Annotated in this window: 16 protein-coding genes and 1 pseudogene; 4 read left to right on the top strand and 13 right to left on the bottom strand. The window is 70.9% G+C overall.

Features of this window, described 5'->3' with window-relative positions; all coding sequences use genetic code 11:
- Window positions 1-45 precede the first annotated feature (45 nt).
- Together rlmB and cysS are read right to left on the bottom strand one after the other, a co-directional pair.
- Window positions 46-1,179 carry a 23S rRNA (guanosine(2251)-2'-O)-methyltransferase RlmB gene (gene rlmB / locus ABZ406_RS03490; protein WP_357755750.1) on the bottom strand — a complete coding sequence of 378 codons (1,134 nt, stop codon included), beginning with the start codon at window positions 1,177-1,179 and terminating at the stop codon, window positions 46-48.
- On the bottom strand, window positions 1,179-2,594 hold the full coding sequence (gene cysS, locus ABZ406_RS03495; protein ID WP_357755751.1) for a cysteine--tRNA ligase: 1,416 nt from the start codon (window positions 2,592-2,594) through the stop codon (window positions 1,179-1,181). Before cysS ends, rlmB begins: the two co-directional genes overlap by 1 nt.
- Window positions 2,595-2,804: 210 nt before the next feature.
- On the opposite strand from cysS, the gene ABZ406_RS03500 reads away from it, so the two are divergent.
- Together ABZ406_RS03500 and ABZ406_RS03505 are read left to right on the top strand one after the other, a co-directional pair.
- Entirely contained in the window at window positions 2,805-3,413 is a 609-nt protein-coding gene (locus tag ABZ406_RS03500) for a helix-turn-helix domain-containing protein (RefSeq protein ID WP_357755916.1), read from the top strand.
- Window positions 3,414-4,573: 1,160 nt separating this feature from the next.
- Window positions 4,574-5,176, top strand: coding sequence for a hypothetical protein (locus tag ABZ406_RS03505; RefSeq protein WP_357755752.1), 603 nt, complete (start codon window positions 4,574-4,576; stop codon window positions 5,174-5,176).
- Window positions 5,177-5,379: 203 nt separating this feature from the next.
- On the opposite strand, the gene ABZ406_RS03510 is transcribed toward ABZ406_RS03505, so the two are convergent.
- From ABZ406_RS03510 to ABZ406_RS03520, 3 genes are all read right to left on the bottom strand, one after another.
- Window positions 5,380-7,068, bottom strand: coding sequence for a S8 family serine peptidase (locus ABZ406_RS03510; RefSeq protein ID WP_357755753.1), 1,689 nt, complete (start codon window positions 7,066-7,068; stop codon window positions 5,380-5,382).
- A gap of 143 nt (window positions 7,069-7,211) precedes the next feature.
- Window positions 7,212-7,907, bottom strand: coding sequence for an HAD family hydrolase (locus tag ABZ406_RS03515; protein WP_357755917.1), 696 nt, complete (start codon window positions 7,905-7,907; stop codon window positions 7,212-7,214).
- Window positions 7,908-8,036: 129 nt separating this feature from the next.
- Window positions 8,037-9,008 carry a DMT family transporter gene (locus tag ABZ406_RS03520; protein ID WP_357755754.1) on the bottom strand — a complete coding sequence of 324 codons (972 nt, stop codon included), beginning with the start codon at window positions 9,006-9,008 and terminating at the stop codon, window positions 8,037-8,039.
- An 86-nt stretch (window positions 9,009-9,094) separates the two neighbouring features.
- Between ABZ406_RS03520 and ABZ406_RS03525 the strand changes: the two genes are divergently transcribed.
- Window positions 9,095-9,640 (top strand): CGNR zinc finger domain-containing protein, encoded by a 546-nt coding sequence (locus ABZ406_RS03525; protein WP_357755755.1) that lies wholly within the window; start codon window positions 9,095-9,097, stop codon window positions 9,638-9,640.
- On the opposite strand, the gene ABZ406_RS03530 is transcribed toward ABZ406_RS03525, so the two are convergent.
- The 3 genes and pseudogenes from ABZ406_RS03530 to ABZ406_RS03540 all read right to left on the bottom strand — a co-directional run bounded on the left by ABZ406_RS03530 (window position 9,607) and on the right by ABZ406_RS03540 (window position 11,068).
- On the bottom strand, window positions 9,607-10,206 hold the full coding sequence (locus ABZ406_RS03530; RefSeq protein WP_357755756.1) for a GNAT family N-acetyltransferase: 600 nt from the start codon (window positions 10,204-10,206) through the stop codon (window positions 9,607-9,609). The genes ABZ406_RS03525 and ABZ406_RS03530 overlap by 34 nt on opposite strands.
- 100 nt (window positions 10,207-10,306) lie before the next feature.
- On the bottom strand, window positions 10,307-10,489 hold the full coding sequence (locus ABZ406_RS03535) for a DUF397 domain-containing protein (protein ID WP_357755757.1): 183 nt from the start codon (window positions 10,487-10,489) through the stop codon (window positions 10,307-10,309).
- A pseudogene (locus ABZ406_RS03540) lies at window positions 10,480-11,068 on the bottom strand (Scr1 family TA system antitoxin-like transcriptional regulator). Before ABZ406_RS03540 ends, ABZ406_RS03535 begins: the two are co-directional and overlap by 10 nt.
- Window positions 11,069-11,500: 432 nt before the next feature.
- On the opposite strand from ABZ406_RS03540, the gene ABZ406_RS03545 reads away from it, so the two are divergent.
- A complete protein-coding gene (locus tag ABZ406_RS03545) occupies window positions 11,501-11,791 on the top strand; it encodes a hypothetical protein (RefSeq protein WP_357755758.1) in 291 nt (96 codons plus the stop codon).
- A 23-nt stretch (window positions 11,792-11,814) separates the two neighbouring features.
- Here the strand turns inward: ABZ406_RS03545 and ABZ406_RS03550 are convergent, their stop codons facing one another.
- The 5 genes from ABZ406_RS03550 to ABZ406_RS03570 all read right to left on the bottom strand — a co-directional run bounded on the left by ABZ406_RS03550 (window position 11,815) and on the right by ABZ406_RS03570 (window position 20,313).
- The gene (locus ABZ406_RS03550; protein ID WP_357755759.1) at window positions 11,815-13,224 is read right to left on the bottom strand and encodes a class II fumarate hydratase; all 1,410 of its coding nucleotides are present in this window, start codon (window positions 13,222-13,224) and stop codon (window positions 11,815-11,817) included.
- A 35-nt stretch (window positions 13,225-13,259) separates the two neighbouring features.
- Window positions 13,260-16,241, bottom strand: a complete 2,982-nt coding sequence (locus ABZ406_RS03555) for a BTAD domain-containing putative transcriptional regulator (RefSeq protein ID WP_357755760.1) — start codon at window positions 16,239-16,241, stop codon at window positions 13,260-13,262.
- Between the two features lie 260 nt (window positions 16,242-16,501).
- Complete coding sequence (locus ABZ406_RS03560; RefSeq protein ID WP_357755761.1) at window positions 16,502-18,169, bottom strand: fumarate hydratase; 1,668 nt, start codon at window positions 18,167-18,169, stop codon at window positions 16,502-16,504.
- Window positions 18,170-18,294: 125 nt separating this feature from the next.
- Window positions 18,295-19,731 carry a PQQ-binding-like beta-propeller repeat protein gene (locus tag ABZ406_RS03565; protein ID WP_357755762.1) on the bottom strand — a complete coding sequence of 479 codons (1,437 nt, stop codon included), beginning with the start codon at window positions 19,729-19,731 and terminating at the stop codon, window positions 18,295-18,297.
- 78 nt (window positions 19,732-19,809) lie between these two features.
- The gene (locus tag ABZ406_RS03570; RefSeq protein WP_357755763.1) at window positions 19,810-20,313 is read right to left on the bottom strand and encodes an Lrp/AsnC family transcriptional regulator; all 504 of its coding nucleotides are present in this window, start codon (window positions 20,311-20,313) and stop codon (window positions 19,810-19,812) included.
- Window positions 20,314-20,350 lie beyond the last annotated feature (37 nt).

Below are 20,350 nucleotides of genomic sequence, written 5' to 3' on the forward strand. Positions count from 1 at the left end.
AGGCCCCCTCCCGCAAGTGGCGGGAGGGGGCCTTCGGGACGTGCGCTACAGCTCGACGGAACGCCGACGGGCGACCTCGGCCAGGGCGACCGCCGCTGCCACGCTGGCGTTGAGCGACTCGACCTCGGAGATCATCGGAATGCTGACGGTCAGGTCGCAGGTCTCCCCGACCAGGCGGGACAGACCGCGCCCCTCGGAACCGACCACCACCACCAGCGGACCGACAGCGGCCTCCAGGTTGTAGAGGTCCGTGTCGCCGTCGGCATCCAGGCCGACGACCATGAAGCCGGCGTCCCGGCACGCCTTCAGCGACCGGGTCAGGTTGGTCACCTGCGCCACCGGCACCCGCGCGGCCGCGCCGGCGCTTGTCCGCCAGGCGGTCGCGGTGATCCCGGCGGCACGACGCTCGGGTACGAAGACACCCTGCGCGCCGAACGCGGCAGCCGACCGGATCACGGCGCCCAGGTTGCGCGGGTCGGTGACACCGTCCAGTGCGACGAGCAGCGGAGCCTGCTGCTCCAGGGCGGCGGCGACCAGGTCCTCGAACGGCTGGTACGCGAAGGGCGGCACCTGCAGACCGACACCCTGGTGCAGCACCCCGCCGGTCATCCGGTCCAACTCGGCGCGGCTGATCTCCAGGTTGGCGATGCCCCGGTCGGCGGCGGTCCGGATGATCTCGTTGATCCGGTCGTCCATGTCGATGCCCTGGGCCGTGTACAGCGCCGTTGCCGGCACGTTGGCGCGCAACGCCTCCAGCACCGGGTTACGCCCGACCAGCAACTCCGGAGAATCCTTCGACGGGTTCGACTTGCGACCCGGCGCGACCCGGGGGCCGGACCGCCCGGTGGGCTTGCCGCCCCGACCGCCAGTGTTCGCACCCCGACCGGCCGGAACGCCCCGACCGCCGCCCCGACCCCAGGTGGTGTCCTTGCTGCCCGGCTGACCGATCTTGGGGGCGCGCCCCTCATCGGCCGCCGCGCGGCGCTCCTTGTCCTGCTTCCAGGCGGTGCGCTGGGGCAGCTTCTCGGTGCCCGAGTAACCCTTGTGCCACGGCCGCTCGTCCGCGGGCAGGGTGCGACCCCGCCCGGCCAACGAGTCCTTGTTCTTGCCGCCGGTGCCCTTGGGGGCGCCTGCCTTCGACGTCAGTCGCCGGCCACGGCGCTGCGAGTTGCCGGCCATCAGTCCTGCTCTCCAATAGTCCAACGGGGGCCCTGGGGGGTGTCCTCGACCACCACGCCGGCCAGCTTGAGCTGGTCCCGCACCGCATCCGCGGCGGCCCAGTCCTTGCGGCCCCGCGCCTGCGCACGCTGCTCCAGGGCCAGCGCGATCAGGGAATCCACCACGGCGCGAAGATCGTCCGATCGGCCGCCACCGGTCCAGGCCGGGTCGAGGGGGTCGATCCCGAGAATATCCAGCATTGCCCGCACCACGGCCAGCGTGGTGCGGACGGTCACATCGTCACCGACGCTCAGCGCGGTGTTGCCGTCCCGAATGTGCTGTTGCAACACCGCCAGCGCGGCGGACGTGTTGAGGTCGTCGTCCATCGCCGCGACGAAGCCGGCAGGCAGCTCACCCAACTGCCCGGCGCCGACCCGCTCGGCGGCCCGCTGCACGAAACCCTCGATCCGCCGGTACGCGGTCGCCGCGTCGCGCAGCGAATCCTCCGAGTAGTCGATCACCGAACGGTAGTGCGCGGCGGCGTAGTAGTAGCGCAGCTCCACCGGCCGCACCCCGAGCGAGTCCACGTACGCCAGGCCCAACGCGTTACCCGCGGACTTGCCCATCTTGGCCCCGCCGATGCTCAACAGGCCGTGGTGCACCCAGTAGCGGGCGAACGGCAACCCGGCCGCCTGGGACTGGGCGATCTCGTTCTCGTGGTGCGGGAACGTCAGGTCCAGGCCACCGCCGTGGATGTCGAACTCCGGCCCGAGGTAACGCCAGCACATCGCCGAGCACTCGATGTGCCAACCCGGGCGGCCCCGCCCCCACGGCGAGGGCCAGTACGCGTCCGCCGGCTCGTCCGGTTTGGCGCCCTTCCACAGCGCGAAGTCGCGCGGGTCCCGCTTGCCCCGATCCGGGGCGTCCCCGGCCGACTGCATGGCGTCCGGAGACTGACCCGACAGCGACCCGTACGCCGGCCAGGACGCCACGTCGAAGTAGACGTCACCGGAGTCGTCACTCGCCGCATAGGCGTGCCCGTCGGCGATCAACTTCGTGATCAGCTCATGCATCTCGGGAATGTGCCCGGTGGCGCGCGGCTCGTAGGTGGGCGCCAACACGTTCAACGCACGGTACGACTCGGCGAGCAGCAACTCGTTGGCGTACGCGATCGACCAGAACGGTCGACCCTGCTCACCCGCCTTGACCAGGATCTTGTCGTCGATGTCGGTGACATTGCGAATGAACGTGACCTCGTAACCGGCGGCCAACAGCCAACGGCGCAGCACGTCGTAGTTGACGCCGGAGCGAAGGTGGCCGATGTGCGGCGGGGCCTGGAGGGTGAGACCACACAGGTAGACCCCCACCTTGCCGGCTTCCCGCGGGACGAAGTCCCGCACCGATCGGGTGGCGGTGTCATACAGGCGTAGCGTCACCGTACAAGGGTAGCTGTCCGTGCCTGTCCGGGTCCGCCGGTGCCGGGTCGTACGCTGCCAGGCGTGGATGCGACCGCACGCTCCGGTGGCTCCGGTGACCCACCGACCATCCCCACCGCCCCCAGCGACCCGGCCCCCGACCCGGCCCCCGACCGGGCCACCGGGCCAGCCGACGCTGTCACGGGCCGGGGCGGGGAGACGTCGCAGACGCTGGACCGGGGATTGCGGCTGCTGCACCTGGTCGCCGACGCCCCCGGCGGCCTGACCGTCACCGAGGCCGCGAACCGACTCGGCATCGGCCGGGCCGCCGTCTACCGACTCGTCAGTGCCCTGACCGGGCACGGCATGCTCCGCCGCGACGGAGACGGCCGGCTGCGCCTCGGAGCCGGACTGCTGCACCTGGCCCGACGCGCCCAGCCACTGCTCGCCGAAGGCGCGCTGCCCGCGCTACGCCGCCTCGCCGAACAGGCAGGCGCGACAGCGCACCTGACAGTCGTCGAAGGGGGAGAGGGCGTCGCCCTGGCCGTGGTCGAACCGAGCTGGACGTCGTTCCACGTCGCATACCGCGCCGGGGCACGGCATCCACTGGACCGGGGAGCGGCCGGCCGGGCGATCCTCGCCGGCCGGGCCGGTGTGGCAGAGCCGGTGGACAGCAGCGGAGAGTTGCAGGCCGGGGCGTACGGGGTGGCCGCGCCGGTGCTCGGCGTACCCGGCCTGGAGGCCAGCGTCGGCGTGGTCGCGCTCGCTCCACTGGACGTCAAGACGATCGGCCCCCAGGTTCTGGCCGCCGCCCGAGCCATCACCACAGCCCTCAGCTGACCGCCGCCACACCCGTACGCCCCTTCCGGCTGCGGCCAGGGCTTGATCCACTCGCGTTCACGGAAGTCGCGGTGTCCCGAGGCCGGCGACCGCGCGACTTCCAGGAACGCGAGTAGATCACCGACCCCGCCGGCATCCTGACGCGGCTGCCGGCACCGGGTCAGCTTCGGGTCGGCCCCGGGTCGGTGGAGCGCGCGGACCGACGACAGCGCCCTCATGCCCGATCGGTCGGCGTCCTCGGTGGTGTTCTTCAGGGTGAGCACGACCTGGCCACTCCGGCCGTCGCCGGCGCTTCGGTTCGCGGTTGGTGCGCCGCGATCCATAGCACGATCGACAGGCGGGTTCGTGGTTGTCCACAGGGTCGGCGGCACGCGAGGGGCCGAGTTGTCCACAGGGGTTCCGGTGGCCGGTAGGTGGTCGGCAAGCTGCTCGGCATGCCCCCACGTCCGCATCGCCCCGATGCCCTGGCCTGGCAGGTCTTCCGCGGCTCCGACGCTGTCCGGGACGGCCTGCTCACCGAACATCAGCTGCGCAACTCCGCCTGGGTGCGGTTGCGCCACGACATCTACGCCGATTCGCGGCTGGACCGGGACCACGCTCTCGCCTGCCGCGCCGCTCTCCTCCGGCTGCCGCCCGGGGTGGTGGTCGGCGGCCCGTCGGCCGCCTACCTGCACGGCGTCCAACATGCCGCGAGCTTCACCGACGATGTGCACGTTCTCGTGCCTCGACCGCTACGGATCGGCCCACAGCGCGGCCTCCGCGTGCACGTCAACAGCATCACCCCGCTCGTGGCGAGTGAGGTCCCCGACCCAGCCGCGCAAACCACACGACGCCCGGCCGGCACGAGGCGGCCATCGGGCCGCCCACCGCAGGTGAGCCGCCCCCCGACCTCAGGGCATCAGCCAACCGCAGCCCGACCGCCGGACACAGGCCAACCGCCCAGCAGAAGCCAACCAACCGGCACGAGCCAACCACCCAGCACGAGCCAACCAACCGGCACGAGCCAACCGCCGAACGAGGTGCGGTCGAGCGCCGCAAGCAGATGTGATTCAGCGCGACCTGCGGGAGCGGGGCGCCCACCTGCCGGCGGGACAGCACCACGCCCGGTACGGCAACTGTCCCGCCCGGCTGCCCGGCCCGCCCCAGCAGGGGGTTTGCTGGTGGCCGGTCGAGGCGATGGGTGGGCGGCGTCCAGTCCGCCCGCGTCCAGGGAGCGGGACCTCCCCGTCCCCCGGTCCGATCCGGGGCGGGCCGCCTGGGAGACGGCTGTCTGGCTCGACCCGATCCGGGCAGTAGCTATCGTCGACTCGCTGCTCGGGCAGGGGCTTGCCGACCGCGACACTCTTGCCGCCATGGCTGCCCGCAATGCTGACCGCCCCGGTGGCCGGCGAGCGCGTTGGGTGTTCGACCTGGCCGACGGTGCAGCCGAGTCTCCGCCGGAATCTCAGCTGCGCGTGCGGTTGGTGCTGGGCGGGCTACCGCGCCCGGCGGTTCAACATCCGGTGCGCCTGCCCACCGGCATCGTTCTGCATCCCGATCTGGCCTGGCCGCAATATCGGGTGGCGGTGGAGTACGACGGCCAGTGGCACTCCGACGTGGAGCAGTTGCACCGCGATCGCCGCCGGCTCAATCTGCTGGTCGGCGCGGGTTGGCTGGTTCTGCACGTGACCAGCCGGCGGCTGCACGGTGAGTTCCCGGCGGTACTGCGAGAGGTACGCGACGCGCTGGTCAGCCGCGGCTGGCGCCAGGGGCCGTCCACATGACCAGGATCGACTCGGGTTCCTGGAAACCGCTCCATCCTTCACTCACCAACACCGCACTTTCCTGCAAACCGAGTCGATCATGGCCGGTCATCGGGGCGGCGACGGCCGTGACGGCGGGCAGAGACGACCCGAGGCCCGGTCGACGACGTGTCGACCGGGCCCCGGGGCACGGTGGCGGTGGGGCCACCGCAGTGCGACGTGCGCTACGGGCGGGCGTTCGGCTTGAGCGGGGTCTTCACCGCCGAGTAGGCGTCGACGATCCCGTAGCCGTAGAAACCGTTGAAGTTGACCCCACCGGCGCAGTAGGCGTCGTAGGTCTCGTCCCGGCCCTCGTTGCGATACTGCTGGAGGCGCGGCTCCGGGCACGCGTGCTCGGCGGCCGTGCGGTAAAGGTGCTGCTCGACCTGGTCCGGCGCCATCCCGAAGCCAGTCCGACCCTGCGCCTTGCCGTACCGGCTGACGATCAGCGCGGCGACACCGGCGGCGTGCGGGGACGCCATCGACGTGCCCTGGAGGTACGTGTAGTAACCGCACTCACCGTTTGCCTTGCACTGCTTGAAGACCGAATCCTCGAAGCCGGCGACGATGTTGCCGTCGGCGTCGACAGACCCCTCCTCCTGGAGCACGTGCTTCGGGTACGACGAGAGGATCATGTTGGCGTCGGTACGGAAGGTGTCGGTGCCGAAGCCGTCCCGGAACCAACCACCCGGCGCGGCGACCGAGATCTGCTCGGTGCCGTAGTTGGAGAAGTCCGACTTCTTGCCGGACGGGCCGACCGACGACACACCGATGACGTGCGGGCCCTCGGTGGGCAGGTCCCAGCAGCTCTCGTTGTCGATCGGCCGGGGGTACGGGTCGGCTCCGTAGTCAGGGCTCGACACGTCGGTGCGCGGCGCGCCCAGGTCCTCGTTGTTGTTACCGAGCGCACCAACGAGGGTGACGCCCTTGTTGTGCGCGAAGACCAGCGCCCGCTTCATCGCCTTGATGATGGCCCGCTGCTCGGCCTGGTCCTCCGGCGAGTCAGCCGGGTTCGCGGTGCAGTTGTAGAGCCACGGGTCGACGTAGAACGACATGTTGACCACGTCGATGCCGGACCGGCCGGCGTAGACCAGAGCGTTGACCACCGGGTCGAGGAAGAAGTAGCCGGAGTCCTGGCCACCCTTGAGCTCGACCAGCGAAACGTTCGGGGCGACGCCGGAAAGGCCGAAGCCGTTGGCCGCGGCGCCGATGGTGCCGGCCACGTGGGTGCCGTGCCCGCCGTCGTCGGTGCCGACCGGGTCGAGGCAGCTCGCCACCTCGCAGGGGCCGTCCACGTCGGTCAGGTCGGGCGCGAAGTTGCGCGACAGCGACCAGTTGAAGTTCGGCGCGATGTCCGGGTTGCTGGCGTCGACGCCGGTGTCCAGTACGCCGACGGTCACCCGACGGTCGCCCGGCTCGATCTTGCGGGCCTTGTCGGCCCGGATCATCTCCAGACCCCACAGCTTGTCGTCGAGCGGGTCGAGCTTGGCACCCTTCTTGGCCGCACCGGCAGCACCGGCACGGGCACCGGCCGTCAGGTGCTCCTGCTCGACCCGGTCCAGCTTCGGCTTGCGGCCGATGGCCTTCTGCTCGGCGGCGCCGATCAGCGTCGGCGCGGCGGTCGCCCTGGCCGCGAAGTCGGCCCGGTCGCTGCTGACCTGGAACATGCCGACCTCGTCGGACCGCGACACCACAGTGCCGCCAGCCGCCCGAATCGCGGCGACGGCAGTGTCGACGGAGACGCCATCCTCGGCGACGACCGTGAAGGTGCGGGAGTTGCTCGGCTCGGCGTTGGCCGGCACACCCAACCCCGTAGCCGTAAGTGCCAGCACTGCCGCGGTCGCGACCGTACGGGCGGTGAAGCGCTTGCTCACCACATCGGATCCTCTCGTTGAGGGACGTGGCAGCCATCACACAACACCGATCCGGATTACGCCAGTTGAGCGCCCGTTATGGCAGTGAATCCAGCCAGTTCAAACCGCCCGCACCGACACACGCCCGGCCGCGTCGCGTCGCGTCACACACCTACCGCGTCGACTCCGAGACCCGCGAGCGCGGCCGGCAGGTCGGCCAGGCTGGAGACTTCGGCGTCGGGCGTGCAGCCTGCCGGGCGGGGCAGGCCGTGCCGGTTCAGCCACACCGATCGCAGGCCGGCCCGCCGAGGCGCCACCACGTCGTGCTCCCACGAGTCGCCTACGTACACGACCTGCCCGGCTGACACGCCGGCTGCCGCGACAACCGCGGCGTAGAACTCCGGGGCCGGCTTCTTGGGCAGGCCGTTCTCGTGCGCGTACAACTCGAAGGCGAACTCGCCGGCGAGCCCGCACCGTTCGGCGCGGCTGTTGCCGTTGGTGGCGAAGCCCAGCGTGTACCGTCCGCGCAGCGTGGCCAGCGCCGCCGGTACGTCCGGGAACGGTCGGGTGAGCGCGAAGCGCTGGGCGAAGAAGAGGTCGGTGATCTCGTCCAGGTGGTCGACGAGCGCGGCGCGGGCCAGCGAACGGGCCAGTGCGGCGCGCCGGATCTCCGCCACCGGGGCGGCGCTCAGTTCACCGAAGACCGCGCCCCAGTCCGACTCCAGCTCGCCGAGCGTCACCCCGGCCGCCGCCGGCGTGCGTCGCCGCATCTCGTCGAGGACGGTCACCAGCCCGCCCGTGACCGCCGGACGCAGGTCCAGCAGCGTCTCGTCAGCGTCGAACACCACTGTGGTCAGCACGACGCCCACTCTCTCACCGCCCCCGCGCGAAACGCACCACCCGCCCGAGCCGAACGCCCTACCGCGCGGAACGCACCGCACGCGCGGAACGCACCACCCGCCCGAGCCGAACGCACCGCCCGCGCGGGCTCAGCGCCCGTCGAGCGCCAGTTCGGGCTCTGGCGATGCCGCCACTGGTGCAGCCGTCGTCGGCGACCCTCGCAACTCGTCCACGCGTACCAGAGCGACCCCGGCGATGATCAGTGCGCCGCCGAACAACTGCCAACCGGTCGGCAGCTCGTTCAGCAGGAGCCAGGCGATCAGCACCGCGAAGAGCACCTCGGTCAGCCCGAGGAACGACGACAGGCGCGGGCCGAGGATCCGGATGCCGGCGACACCAGTGAGGTACGCGATGACGGCGGCCACCAGCGACAGCCCGGCGATGGGCACCAACCAGCTGGTGGGTTGCCCGGCGAAGGTGACCTCACCGAAGGTGGCGTGCAGCGGCAGCAGGCCGGTCAGCCCGATGAGGAGCAGTACCGCGGCACCGACTGCCATTCCGCCGCTGGCCATGGCGACCGAGGGCAGCCGGGGGTCGACCCGCCCGGCGAGCACGAAGTATCCGGCTAGGCCGACCGCTGCGCCCAGCCCCCAGAGCACGCCCACCGGGTCGAAGTCGGCGGTGCCGGCCAGGTCGAGTACGAACGCCAGCCCGGCGAGCGCGGCCACCGAACCGGCGACGGTGAGCCGGCGGGGCTGCTGCCCGTGGCGCAGCCACATCCAGACCACGACGAGGATGATGCCCAGGTATTCCAGCAGCAGCGCGACACCGACCGGCAGGTAACGCACGGCGTTGAAGAAGCACACCTGGGCCAGCGCTACCCCGAGGAGCCCGAACAGCCCGATGGAGGTGGCGTTGCTCCGCAGCACGTCCCATTGGCCCCGCAGCGACAGCAGGGCGGGGATCGCCAGCACCAGGGCGGCCACGCCGACGCGGGCGATCACTGCGGACTCGGCCGACCAGCCGCCCTCGATGAGCGACCGCGCGAAGGTTCCGGAGGTGGCGAAGGTGACTGCGGAGAGCAGCGCCAACCCGACGCCGGCAGCAGGTCGTGAGTGCATGTCGCGCTCCTCGGGATGGGCACTGTGTCATGAGCAAACTATCCTTGTGCCGATGACGCTAGGCGGAAGCCATGACAGGAGTCAAGTTGCTATTCGCTCATGACACCGAATGTTCGCTGATCGCCGCCACGGCGCTTGTGAACACCGCAGGTCGGGACGGTGAGTTGCTGCCCGACATCGCGGCACTTGACGCGTTCTTCGTCCGCTACTCCTACAGCGGCCGGCACGAGCACACCGACGCCGAGCTGCGGTCGGTCCGGGAGCTGCGGCCCCAACTGCGCCGCATCTGGTACGCCGAACCACCCGAGATCGTCGCGATGGTCAACGGCCTGCTGCTGGAACACAAGGCGCTCCCCCAGCTCATCGAGCACGACGACGAGCCGTACCACCTGCACGCCGTGCCCCGCGACGCGCCGCTGGCGACCCGGATCGCCGTGGAGGCCGCCATGGCGATGGCCGACCTGGTTCGTGCCGGCGAGCTGAGCCGGCTACGGATCTGCGAGTACCCGGACTGCGACAACGTGGTCATCGACCTGTCCCGCAACCGGTCCCGACGGTTCTGCGAGGCTGGCTGCGGCAACCGAGCCGCGGTGACCGCCTACCGCGCCCGCCGGGCCGCCGGCCGCTCCTGACCGCCGCTCGCCCACTCCTCGGCCCGTACCTCGTACTCCACTTCGCCCTGCTCGGTGCCCGGGATCGGGTCGTCCCACTGCAGGTGGAAGGTCCGCACGTAGTGCAGCCCGGCCTTCACCATGACCCGCCGGGAACGTTCGTTGACAGTCATCGTCTGGGCCCAGACCCGACGTACCCCGACGGTGTCGAAGGCGTAACGGACCAGCGCCCGTGACCCCTCGGTGGCAAGCCCTCGCCCCCACGTCGCGCGGCGCAGCCGGTAGCCCAGTTCGGCCGAGGCGCCGTCCTCCGACGGGTCGAGCGCGAACCAGCCCAGGAACTCGCCGGACGCCCGATCGTGCGCAGCCCACCGCCCCATCCCGGGATGCCTGTCGTACTGCGCCAGCAACCTCGGCAACTGCTCGTCCCGCACGCTGGCCGGCGGGGTCGCGACACCACCGGTCAGGAAGCGCATCACCTCGGGGTCGCTGTCCAACTCGACAAGCGCGTCCACGTCGGCAATCGTCAGCCGCCGCAACAGCAGCCGCTCGGTCCCCGCCGGCACAACAGCGCCCTCGTCACCCATAGCCCGGATCATCCGGACCGTCGAGGACCCCGTCGACCCCTTTTCCCCCGGTGGGGGTGCGCCGAAGATCCCGACGACCGTCGCGGGCAAGGCGGTCGGGTCAGCGCGGAGGCGCGGCCACGAAGAGCCGCCAGGAGTACGCGTCGACAACGAGCACGGGCCCGTCCGAGTCCTTACTGTCTCGCACCCCGACGACGTCCCCAAGATTCGTCGCCACCTCGACGCAGTTGGCGTCCTGGTTGCTGCGGCTGCTCTTGCGCCATCGAGCAACGGTCAGCTCCACGACTCGGCCACCTCGTTCATCAACTCGATCGACGCCTGCGGGGGCAGGGCTTCACCCAACGTAGCCTCCCAGACCCGCTGCAACCGCAACAGATCCTTCGGCTGGTCCAGCTCCTGGCCACGGACCTGACAGTCCGCTGTGCAGCACGTCCTGACGGTCCATCCGGGCGATCAGTCGCCGGTCGACCTCTTCGGGAGCGAGCAGGCCACCCGCCTCGAAGACCGCCCGCGCGTAGGCCTCCGTCTGGAACAACCCGGGCACGTAGCGGGGCTCGTACCACCGCAGTGTGCGCGCCTGGCTAAGGATCGCCTGCCAGCCGCGTAGCCAGGGCTGCGCCCGGTCCAGGCTGACCAGTTCAGTGGACATGCGGCCGAAGAGGCCGCCGGTCTCCAAGGCGCGGTCGACGAGTTCCAGGTACTTGGCGGTGGGCGGTTGCTGGCCCAGCTCGACGGCGCTGACCATCGACGCCGAGTAGTTGACCGCCTTGGCCAGCTCGTCCTGACTCCAACCGCGCCGGACCCGCGCCCGGCGCAGCTCCGCGACCAGGAACGCCGCCGCCGTCATTTGTCCATCGGCCATGCCGTGCCCGCCCTCCACCCCGCCGACGATCATCTCCAGCCGGCCGCCAGCGGTGGTACCACCCGAAACAGGGCGACTATGACGAGGCGGCCAAACCCTTCCGACCGTAGTCGTCTGATCACCAGACTGTGAAGTGCGGCACCGCTCCCCGTCCCCCGGGATCTGCCGGTGCCGTACGGGACCGCCCGCTCCCCCGTGCCGGGCGGTCCCACCCCGACGAAAGCCAACCACCCTCCAAGATGACGCTCGATCCTGGATGTAGTGGTGTCCCGACGCACCCAGGCCACTACATCCAGGACAGAGCGCGATCTTGACGCGGCCAACGCGACCAGCACGGTCAGCGCAAGCAGCCCGGTCAGCGCGGGTCGGCGAGCGGCCGAGCGGCGCGGGGGTTGATGCCACGAACGATTCAGCTCCAAAGGAGGGCCAACCATGACCCGGAGCACCGAGGGCAGGCTCACCTCAAGCTCCTGCCGGCCGCACCTGCCGCTGCGCCCGCTCTGGCTCTGCCGGGTCTGTGCCGCGCCCTGGCCGTGCCCGATCGCCCGACTCACCCTCCGCCGCGAGTACGCGCAGGACCGGATCGGGTTGAGCATCTACCTGTGCACGGTCCTGCATGAGGCGGCTGCCGACCTGTACCGACTCAACCCGCACGACGGCCCGGACCCGGCCGCGCTCTTCACCCGCTTCCTCGGCTGGGCGAGACCACGGCACCTACCCTGACCAGGGCAAGGCAGGCAGGCAGGTCAGGGGTGGGTCATCCGGAGCAGGTCCAACGTCTCGTCCAGTTGAGTCTCGGTGAGCTTGCCGGAGTCGACGTGCCCCCGGGAGATCACCACCTCGCGGATCGAGGACTGCTTGGCCAGGGCCTCCTTGGCGATCGACGCGGCCTCGTCGTACCCCAGGTAGCGGTTGAGCGGGGTGACGATCGACGGTGAGCCCTCGGCGTACGCCAGACAGACCTCGGCGTCCGCGACCAGGCCGGCCACCAGGCGGTCGGCGAAGAGCCGGCTCACGGCGGAGAGCAGCCGGATCGACTCCAGCAGGTTGCGGCCCATCACGGGGAGCATCACGTTCAGCTCGAAGTCGCCCTGCGAGCCGGCGAAACCTACCGTCGCGTCGTTGCCGATGACCTGGGCGCAGACCTGCCGCATCGCCTCGGCGACCACCGGATTGACCTTGCCCGGCATGATCGACGAGCCGGGCTGAAGGTCGGGGATGCGCAGCTCACGCAGACCCGCGCGAGGGCCGGACCCCATCCAGCGGATGTCGTTGGCGATCTTGTAGAGGCCGATCGCCACGGTCCGCAACTGCCCCGACGTTTCCACCAGCGCGTCCCGCGCGCCCTGCGCCTCGAAGTGGTTACGCGCCTCGCTCAGCGGCAACCCGGTCGACTCGCGCAGCTTGTCGATCACGGCGGCGGCGAAGCCGAGCGGGGTGTTGATCCCGGTGCCCACGGCGGTGCCGCCCAACGGCAGCTCGGCCAGTCGGGGCACCGCGCCCTCCAGCCGTTCGATCCCGTAGCGGACCTGGGCGGCGTACCCACCGAACTCCTGGCCGAGGGTGACCGGTGTGGCATCCATCAGGTGCGTACGCCCGGCCTTGACCACCGTGTCGAACTCCGCCGCCTTGGCCTCCAGCGCGGCTGCCAGGTGCGCCAGCGACGGCAGCAGGTCCTCCACGATGAACTGGGTGGCCGCCAAATGGATCGAGGACGGGAAGACGTCGTTGCTCGACTGGGAGGCATTGACGTGGTCGTTCGGGTGCACCGGTGAGCCCAGCTCACGGCTCGCCAGGGTGGCGATCACCTCGTTGGTGTTCATGTTCGACGAGGTGCCCGAGCCGGTCTGGAACACGTCCACGGGGAACTGATCGTCGTAGCCACCGTCGACCACGTGCGCGGCGGCGGCGGCGATGGCGGCGGCCACGTTGGCGTCGATGACGCCCAGCTCGCCGTTGACCTCGGCCGCCGCACCCTTGATCTGGGCGAGGGCCTTGATCTGGGCCGGTTCGAGGCCCCGGCCCGAGATCGGGAAGTTCTGCACCGCACGTTGGGTCTGCGCCCGCCACAGCGCCTCGGCGGGCACCTCGACCTCGCCCATCGAGTCGCGTTCGATGCGGTAACCGGTCGCCTCTGGAGTCGTCACGCTCACCATCCTGCCGCGCCCGTGGCCGACTCGCAGATGATCCGTCAGCCCAACTCGGCCAGTAGCCGCTCGACCTCGTGCCGGTCCGGCGACTCGATCTGCCGGAACAGCGTCAGCGCCTGCTCCAGGTGCGCGCGGGCCGCCATCGGATCCGTGGCCCGTACGCAGCGGGCGATGCCCTCCAACGCCCGGGCCTTCTCGTAGCGGGCTCCGAGCCGGCCGGTGTCGGCGAGCACCCGGCGGTGCAGGTCGAGCGCGCTGGCAGCGTCCCCCTGCTCCAGGATCGCCCGGGCGAGCAGATTGCGTGAGGCGTACTCCCCCATCCGGTCGCCGGTCTCCATCATCGCCACCAACGCGTCCCGGTGCAGCGCCGCGGCACGTTCCGGATCGCCGGCGACGCGTTCCATCACGCCGATCTCGTTGAGCACCTCCCCCTCGCCGAAACGGTCGCCCAGTTGGCGTTTGAGGGACAGCGCGACCCGCAGCAGTCGGCGGGAAGGACCCAGGTCGCCCATCCGGTGCCGAATCATTCCGAGTTGTCCCAGCGCCTTGTGGGTCTGCCGCAGGTCCTTCGCCTGTCGAGCCAGCAGGAGGTGCAGCCGGGCGTGCCGCAGCGCCTCGTCGTACCGCCCCCACCGGATCAACGCGTAGCACAGGTTGTGCAGCAGATTGGTCAGCTCATGCGCGTCGTCCAGGCTGCGGATCATGCCGAGCGCCTCGTCGAACTTCACCTTGCCCTGCCGGAAGTCACCGTTCGAGGCATACGAGACGCCGAGATTCCACAGCGTGCTGAGCACGTCGCCGCGCAGCCCGAGCTGGCGGCGCAGCCTGAGCGCCACCTCAATCGACCGGATCGCCTCCGGGAAGCGGGCCAGCCGGAAATACGCCGAGGAGACGTAGTTCAGCATCAGGGCGATGGCCTCGTCGTCGCCCAGCCGCTCGGCGACCCGAAGCCCGATCGTGTGGGTCTCGATCAGCTCGTCGAGGTGCCCGCCGTCGAAGTTGAGCCGCCAGCAGGCCCGAGCGAGTTTCCAGCAGTGGATCGGGAAGCCCTCCTCGTCGGCGACCCGAACGAGGGCGGTGAGCCCGGCGTGGTTCTCCTCGAACCACGCCCGCCCCTCGGCCACCGGCACAGCCATCAGATCCGGACGGCGGGGCGTGTCCGCGGGAATGTTGCGGCGACTGCCCGCCGCCTCGATCTTCCGGGCGATCGCCAACGTGATGGACAGATGGTGGTCCAGCAACCGCTCCAGGGCGGCCCGGCGCTCCGTCTGCCGTTCCGGGCCGGCGAGCAGCAGCCGAGCGTACTCGCGGAGCAGGTCGTGCAAGCCGTACCAGCCCGGCTGCACCTCGTCCACCAGGTGCGCGTCGACCAACTCGTCCAGCACGTCCTGGGTGTCGGTCAGGGACAGCTCGGCGAGGGCGGCGGCCACCCGACTGTCGAGGCGTCCCCCCGGATACAGGCTGAGCAGCGGGAACAGTCGCTGCGCCGCCGGTGAAACCTGCTCGTACGACAGGGCGAACGCCTGACCCACCGAGCGCTGCCCGGCGGTCAGCTCGGCCAACGGCCCCGCCCCGGTGACCAGCCGCTCGGCGAGGTCGGCGACCCGCCAGCGAGGCCGGTGCGCCAGCCGAGCGCCGGCCAACCGGATGGCGAGCGGCAGGTGGCCGCAGCGACGCACCACCTCGGCCGCCGCCTCCGGTTCGGCGGCGATCCGATCCACCCCGGCGACCCGGCCGAGCAGTTCGATCGCCTCGTCGGCGTCGAGGACCGGCAGTGACGACGGACGACCCTCGTCGAGCCCGACCAGTCGACGACGACTGGTGATGAGGACCAGGCAGTGCGGGCCGTTGGGCAGCAGCGGGGCAACCTGGTCGGCGGAGCCGGCGTTGTCCAGCACCACCAACGCCCGCCGACCGGCCAACTCGATCCGCCACAGCGCCAACCTGTCGTCCAGGTTCTCCGGCACCCGCTCCGCCGGCACGCCGAGCTGGCGCAGCAGGGCCGCCACGGCGGTGGCCGGCGTCAACGGCTGGCGTTCGCTGTGCCCGTGCAGATCGATGAAGAGCTGGGCGTCGGGATAGCGGTCGGCGAGCGCTGTCGCGACGTGAACGGCGAGCGTGGTCTTGCCGCTGCCAGCCATTCCGTCGACCACCTGGATCCGGGTGCCGTCCTCCTCGATCTCCTTGACCAGGCGGGCCACCGTCTCCTGCCGGCCGATGAAATCCCCGATCGCCCGGGGCAGTGAACGGACCGGGCCGACGGGTTGGGCCGGTCGACCGGCCAGGGCGAGGTCACCGGCGAGTACCCGCTGGTGCAGCTCCTGCAACTCGGCGCCCGGCTCGATGCCCAACTCGTCGGCGTACGTCTGCCGGCCCTCCCGATAGACGGCGAGGGCGTCCGCCTGTCTCCCGACCGACGACAGGGCCAGCATCAGTTGACCGCGCAGGCGCTCCCGCAACGGATGCCGATCGACGCTCTCCGCCAGTTCCTCGATCAGCTCCGCGGCCCGGCCGAGCCGCAGCTCGACGTCGACACACTCCTCCAGCGCGGTGAGGCGTTGCTCGTCGAGCGTCTGCGCGCGACGACGGACGCTGACGCTCGGAATGCCGGCGAGTGCCGGCCCTCGCCACAGCGCCAGGGCGGAACGGAAACCCGTACGCGCCTCGGCCAACCGGCCGGCCACCACCGCGCCCCGGGCCGTCTCCACCCCCCGAACGAAGACATGGGCGTCCAGGTCGTTCGGGCTGGTCCGGACGCCGTACCCGACCGGGTCGGTGACGATGAGTTCGGGTGCGAGGTCGAGTTCGGCGAACCGACGGCGCAACCGGGACACGCAGGTCTGCAACTGGGCCCGCGCGGTGGCTGGGGGGCTGTCCTCCCACACGGCGTCCACCAACTCGTCGACCGGCACGAGCCGACCGGCCCGCAGCAGCAGCGTGGCGAGCACGACCCGATCCCGACCCGCGGTGACAGTGGACTCGCCACCACCAACCCGCAGAGGCCCCAGGATCCCGAACCGCATCTGTTCCTCCACCCCCGTGGCACACCAACCAGCAGCGTAGTCCCGTTGTCACCGCCCGACACAGCGTGGTGATAGCGATGTGAGAGCGGATCGACAGCGGTGCGCAGCACACTCGTTACAGGTTGTCGGTGACGGCATCCGACGGGGGCGGTGCGCCCGTCCCACCCCAGCGGGGCGGGCGTACCGATGTCGGCAGAGCACGGACGACAGGACGGGCGCCGGGCGAATTCGCCCGGCGCCCGTTCGCGTGCCGGGTGGGGTCAGCGGCGGCCGACGGTGAGCACCGGCTTGGTGACCTCGGCGAAGAAGTCGTTGCCCTTGTCGTCGACAACGATGAAGGCGGGGAAGTTCTCCACCTCGATCTTCCAGACCGCCTCCATGCCCAGCTCGGCGTATTCGAGCACCTCGACGTGCTTGATGCAGTCCTGGGCGAGGCGGGCCGCCGGGCCGCCGATGGAGCCGAGGTAGAAACCGCCGTGCTGCCGGCAGGAGCGGGTCACCTGAGCGGACCTGTTGCCCTTGGCCAGCATCACCTGCGAGCCGCCGGCGGCCTGGAACTTCTCCACGTAGGCGTCCATCCGGCCGGCGGTGGTCGGGCCGAACGAGCCGGACGCGTACCCCTCGGGGGTCTTCGCCGGGCCGGCGTAGTAGACCGCGTGGTCACGGAGGTACTGCGGCATCGGCTCACCGGCGTCCAACCGCTCGGCGATCTTGGCGTGCGCGATGTCCCGGGCGACCACGAGCGGCCCCGAGAGCGAGAGGCGCGTCTTCACCGGGTACTTCGACAGTTCGGCGCGGATCTCGTCCATCGGCCGGTTCAGATCGACCCGGACGACGAGTTCGGCGTCGAGGGAGTCGTCGGTGACGTCGGGCAGGAACCGCGCCGGGTCGGTTTCGAGCCGCTCCAGCCACACGCCCGACGGGGTGATCTTGGCAACGGCCTGGCGGTCCGCCGAGCAGGAGACGGCGATCGCCACCGGGCAGGACGCGCCGTGTCGGGGCAACCGGACCACCCGTACGTCGTGGCAGAAGTACCGCCCGCCGAACTGGGCGCCGATGCCGAAGTTGCGGGTCAACTCCAGCACCTCCGCCTCCAACTCCAGGTCGCGGAAACCGTGGGCGCTCATCGAACCCGCTGTCGGCAGCGCGTCGAGGTACTTGGCGCTCGCGTACTTCGCGGTCTTCAGCGCGTACTCGGCGGAGGTGCCACCGATGACGACCGCCAGGTGGTACGGCGGGCAGGCGGCGGTGCCGATCAGCCGCAGCTTCTCCTCCAGGAACTGCATCATCCGCACCGGGTTGAGCAGCGCCTTCGTCTCCTGGTAGAGGTACGACTTGTTGGCCGAGCCACCGCCCTTGGCCATGAACAGGAACTTGTACGCGTCGGGGTGCCCGTCCGGGTCCTCGGCGTACAGGTCCACCTGGGCAGGCAGGTTGCTTCCGGTGTTCCGCTCGTCCCACATGGTCAGCGGGGCGAGCTGGGAGTAGCGCAGATTGAGCCTGGTGTACGCCTGGTAGACGCCCCGGGAGATGGCTTCCGCGTCGGCACCGTCGGTCAGCACGTGCCGACCGCGTTTGCCCATCACGATGGCGGTGCCGGTGTCCTGACACATGGGCAGGACACCACCGGCGGCGATGTTGGCGTTGCGCAGCAGATCCAGCGCGACGAACCTGTCGTTCGGCGAGGCGGCCGGGTCGTCGATGATCGCCCGGAGTTGCGCCAGGTGCGCGGGGCGCAGGAAGTGCGCGATGTCGTGCATCGCCTCGGCGGTCAGCGCGGTGAGCGCGGCCGGCTCCACGGTGAGGAACCGGCGGCCTCCCGGGCCGTGTACGACGTCCACGCCCTCGTCGGTGACCAGGCGGTAGTCCGTCTGGTCCGGGCCGGTCGGCAGCAGAGGGGCGTACGAGAATGCGGCGGCACTGCTCATGAGCGGCAAGCCTAGGGCAGACCGGTCGATCACTCCCACCCGCCGGGCGGGTGCTGGGACGCCGCTCTCATCTACCAGGCGCGCCGCGCCCGGCTGCCCTCCGGAACATGAGGTGGGCCGCCCTTTCAGCCGTCCTTGCCGCCGTCCGGGTCCGGGCAGAGTTCGCGCTTCGGGCCGCAGTCGTCATTGTTCGGCGCACCGGGGCCGGTGCCGCCCGGCCCGGGATTCCCACCTTCGCCGGGCGGACGGGCGGGCGAGTTTCCGGACGTGCCGAACCGGACGTACCCGATCTCCCGCCCCTCGCCGATGATCATGCCTTGCGACCCGACGGCGAGGGCGTTCGCCGAGGTACGCAGGACGGCCAGTTCCCGGCCGGTACGCGGGTCCACCGCCGCCAGCCGGGACGGCTTCTCGTCGGCCACCACCGCCGCGTACGGGGTGAGGGACGCCCCCGCCTTGCCGCTCGCCGGCCGCGTCCAGAGCACCTTGTCGGTGCCCAGCTCCCGGGCGACGACAGAGCGCTTGTCGGCGGCCCGGAACACCGCCGAACGGTCGTCCACGGCGATCAACTTGGTGCCCGGCTCACCGACCCAGAGCAGCCGGCCGTCGTACCCGTCGATGACCGTCTCGCGGCCGTCCGGGGCGACACCGATCAGCACGTTCCGGGCGCCCTGCGGGTCCTCGCGTTGCACGCAGCCGGCGGAGTCGGCGGTCCGCAGGTTGATGCCGGCCCGCTGCCAGGCCTCCTGCCCGGTCGCCGAGTCCCGGGCGGAGATGGCGAAGTAACAGGTGCCGTCCTGGGATCGGGCGGAGATCCGCAGCAGCCGGCCACCCACCACGGAGAGCCGCTCCTCCCGGCCGGGCTCGACGTTCTGCAACACCCGGCCGGTGGCGGTGTCCACCACGTGGACCCGACCGTCGACGGGGAACCCGAGCAGCGGTGGCGCGGCCTCCGCCCCGGCCACGCCGTCGTCGATCCGGGTGGTGGTGAGCCGCCGGGTGCCGCGCAGACCGGGGTTGTCGGCGAGCAGGCCGCTGTGCACCCCGGGCAGGAAGGCCGTCCAGAGCGGCGCGGTGCCGCGCGGGTCCCAGGCGCTCAGGGTGCAGTCGGTGGCCTCCGTGCAACGGGCGTCGAGGAGCAGATTGCGGTACGTCCAGACCGCAACCGCGTCATCGTCACGTCGTCGGGTCGCCCCGGTCGTCGGGTCGAGGAGTTCGTACCCCTTGACCAGGAGCTTGCCCACGGCCACGACCGGGTCGCGGTCACCGCCGGCGACCGCCGCCCAGTCCGCCTTGCGCTCCCAGAGCTGCGCGCCGGTGGCCAGGCTGCGAGCCTCGACCCGGGTGCGCTGCTCGACGACGACGGCGTCGCCGGCGATTGTCACGCTGCGCGGAGTGCCGCCGACCCGTTGCTGCCAGACCACGTCCGGTTCGGAGATGGGTTCGCTGCGGTCCACCCAGTCCCACAGGCCCGGGAACGGATTCCACACCCCTGTCGCCGCGAGCGCGACGACCACGGCAAGGCCGAGCAGCAGCCCACCGCGCACGCTCCCCTTCGCCACCCGCACACCGTAGCCACGATCGCGGATCTTCCGTACGCCCGCGCCGCCGTGTCGCCGCGCTTTCTGCGCTCGGAGGTGTTAGAGCACCCTTCCCTCGGCCCGAACAGCGCTGCGCACCAACGGCAGCGTGCGGTAGGGGATCTGCTCGGCCAGCGCGATGATCGTCGAGGCCCGGGTGATGCCGGCGGACGAGACGATCTGGTCGATGACCCGTTGCAGGTCGGTGTTGGAGCGGGCCACGATCCGGCAGAGCAGGTCGCTGGAGCCGGTGATGGTGTGCGCCTCCAGCACCTCGGGGATGGCAGCCAGGTGGGCGGTGACCGGGTCGTGGCCGTGCCGCTGACTGATCTCCAGGGTGACGAAGCTGGTCACCCCGAACCCGATCGCGGCAGGCGCTATCTCGGGCCCGAAACCGGTGATGACCCGCCGTTCGACGAGCTTGTCCAGCCGCGCCTGCACGGTGCCCCGGGCCACCCCGAGCCGCCGGGAGCACTCCAGCACCCCGATCCGCGGCTCCTCGGCGAGCAGTTCGATCAAGCGCACGTCGAGCGCGTCGAGCTGTACATTCTGCTCACCATTCATAAGTAATGACCATACCGAATGCGCAACCTGACCAGCA

Source organism: Micromonospora sp. NPDC005710 (assembly GCF_040630995.1).
In the GTDB taxonomy this organism is placed as follows: Bacteria; Actinomycetota; Actinomycetes; order Mycobacteriales; family Micromonosporaceae; genus Micromonospora.

Coding starts and splice junctions, on each gene's coding strand:
- rlmB (WP_357755750.1), bottom strand. CDS start 1,179: ATGGCCGGCAACTCGCAGCGCCGTGGCCGGCGACTGACGTCGAAGGCA.
- ABZ406_RS03520 (WP_357755754.1), bottom strand. CDS start 9,008: ATGCACTCACGACCTGCTGCCGGCGTCGGGTTGGCGCTGCTCTCCGCA.
- ABZ406_RS03530 (WP_357755756.1), bottom strand. CDS start 10,206: ATGGGTGACGAGGGCGCTGTTGTGCCGGCGGGGACCGAGCGGCTGCTG.
- ABZ406_RS03545 (WP_357755758.1), top strand. CDS start 11,501: ATGACCCGGAGCACCGAGGGCAGGCTCACCTCAAGCTCCTGCCGGCCG.
- ABZ406_RS03550 (WP_357755759.1), bottom strand. CDS start 13,224: ATGGTGAGCGTGACGACTCCAGAGGCGACCGGTTACCGCATCGAACGC.
- ABZ406_RS03555 (WP_357755760.1), bottom strand. CDS start 16,241: ATGCGGTTCGGGATCCTGGGGCCTCTGCGGGTTGGTGGTGGCGAGTCC.
- ABZ406_RS03560 (WP_357755761.1), bottom strand. CDS start 18,169: ATGAGCAGTGCCGCCGCATTCTCGTACGCCCCTCTGCTGCCGACCGGC.
- ABZ406_RS03570 (WP_357755763.1), bottom strand. CDS start 20,313: ATGAATGGTGAGCAGAATGTACAGCTCGACGCGCTCGACGTGCGCTTG.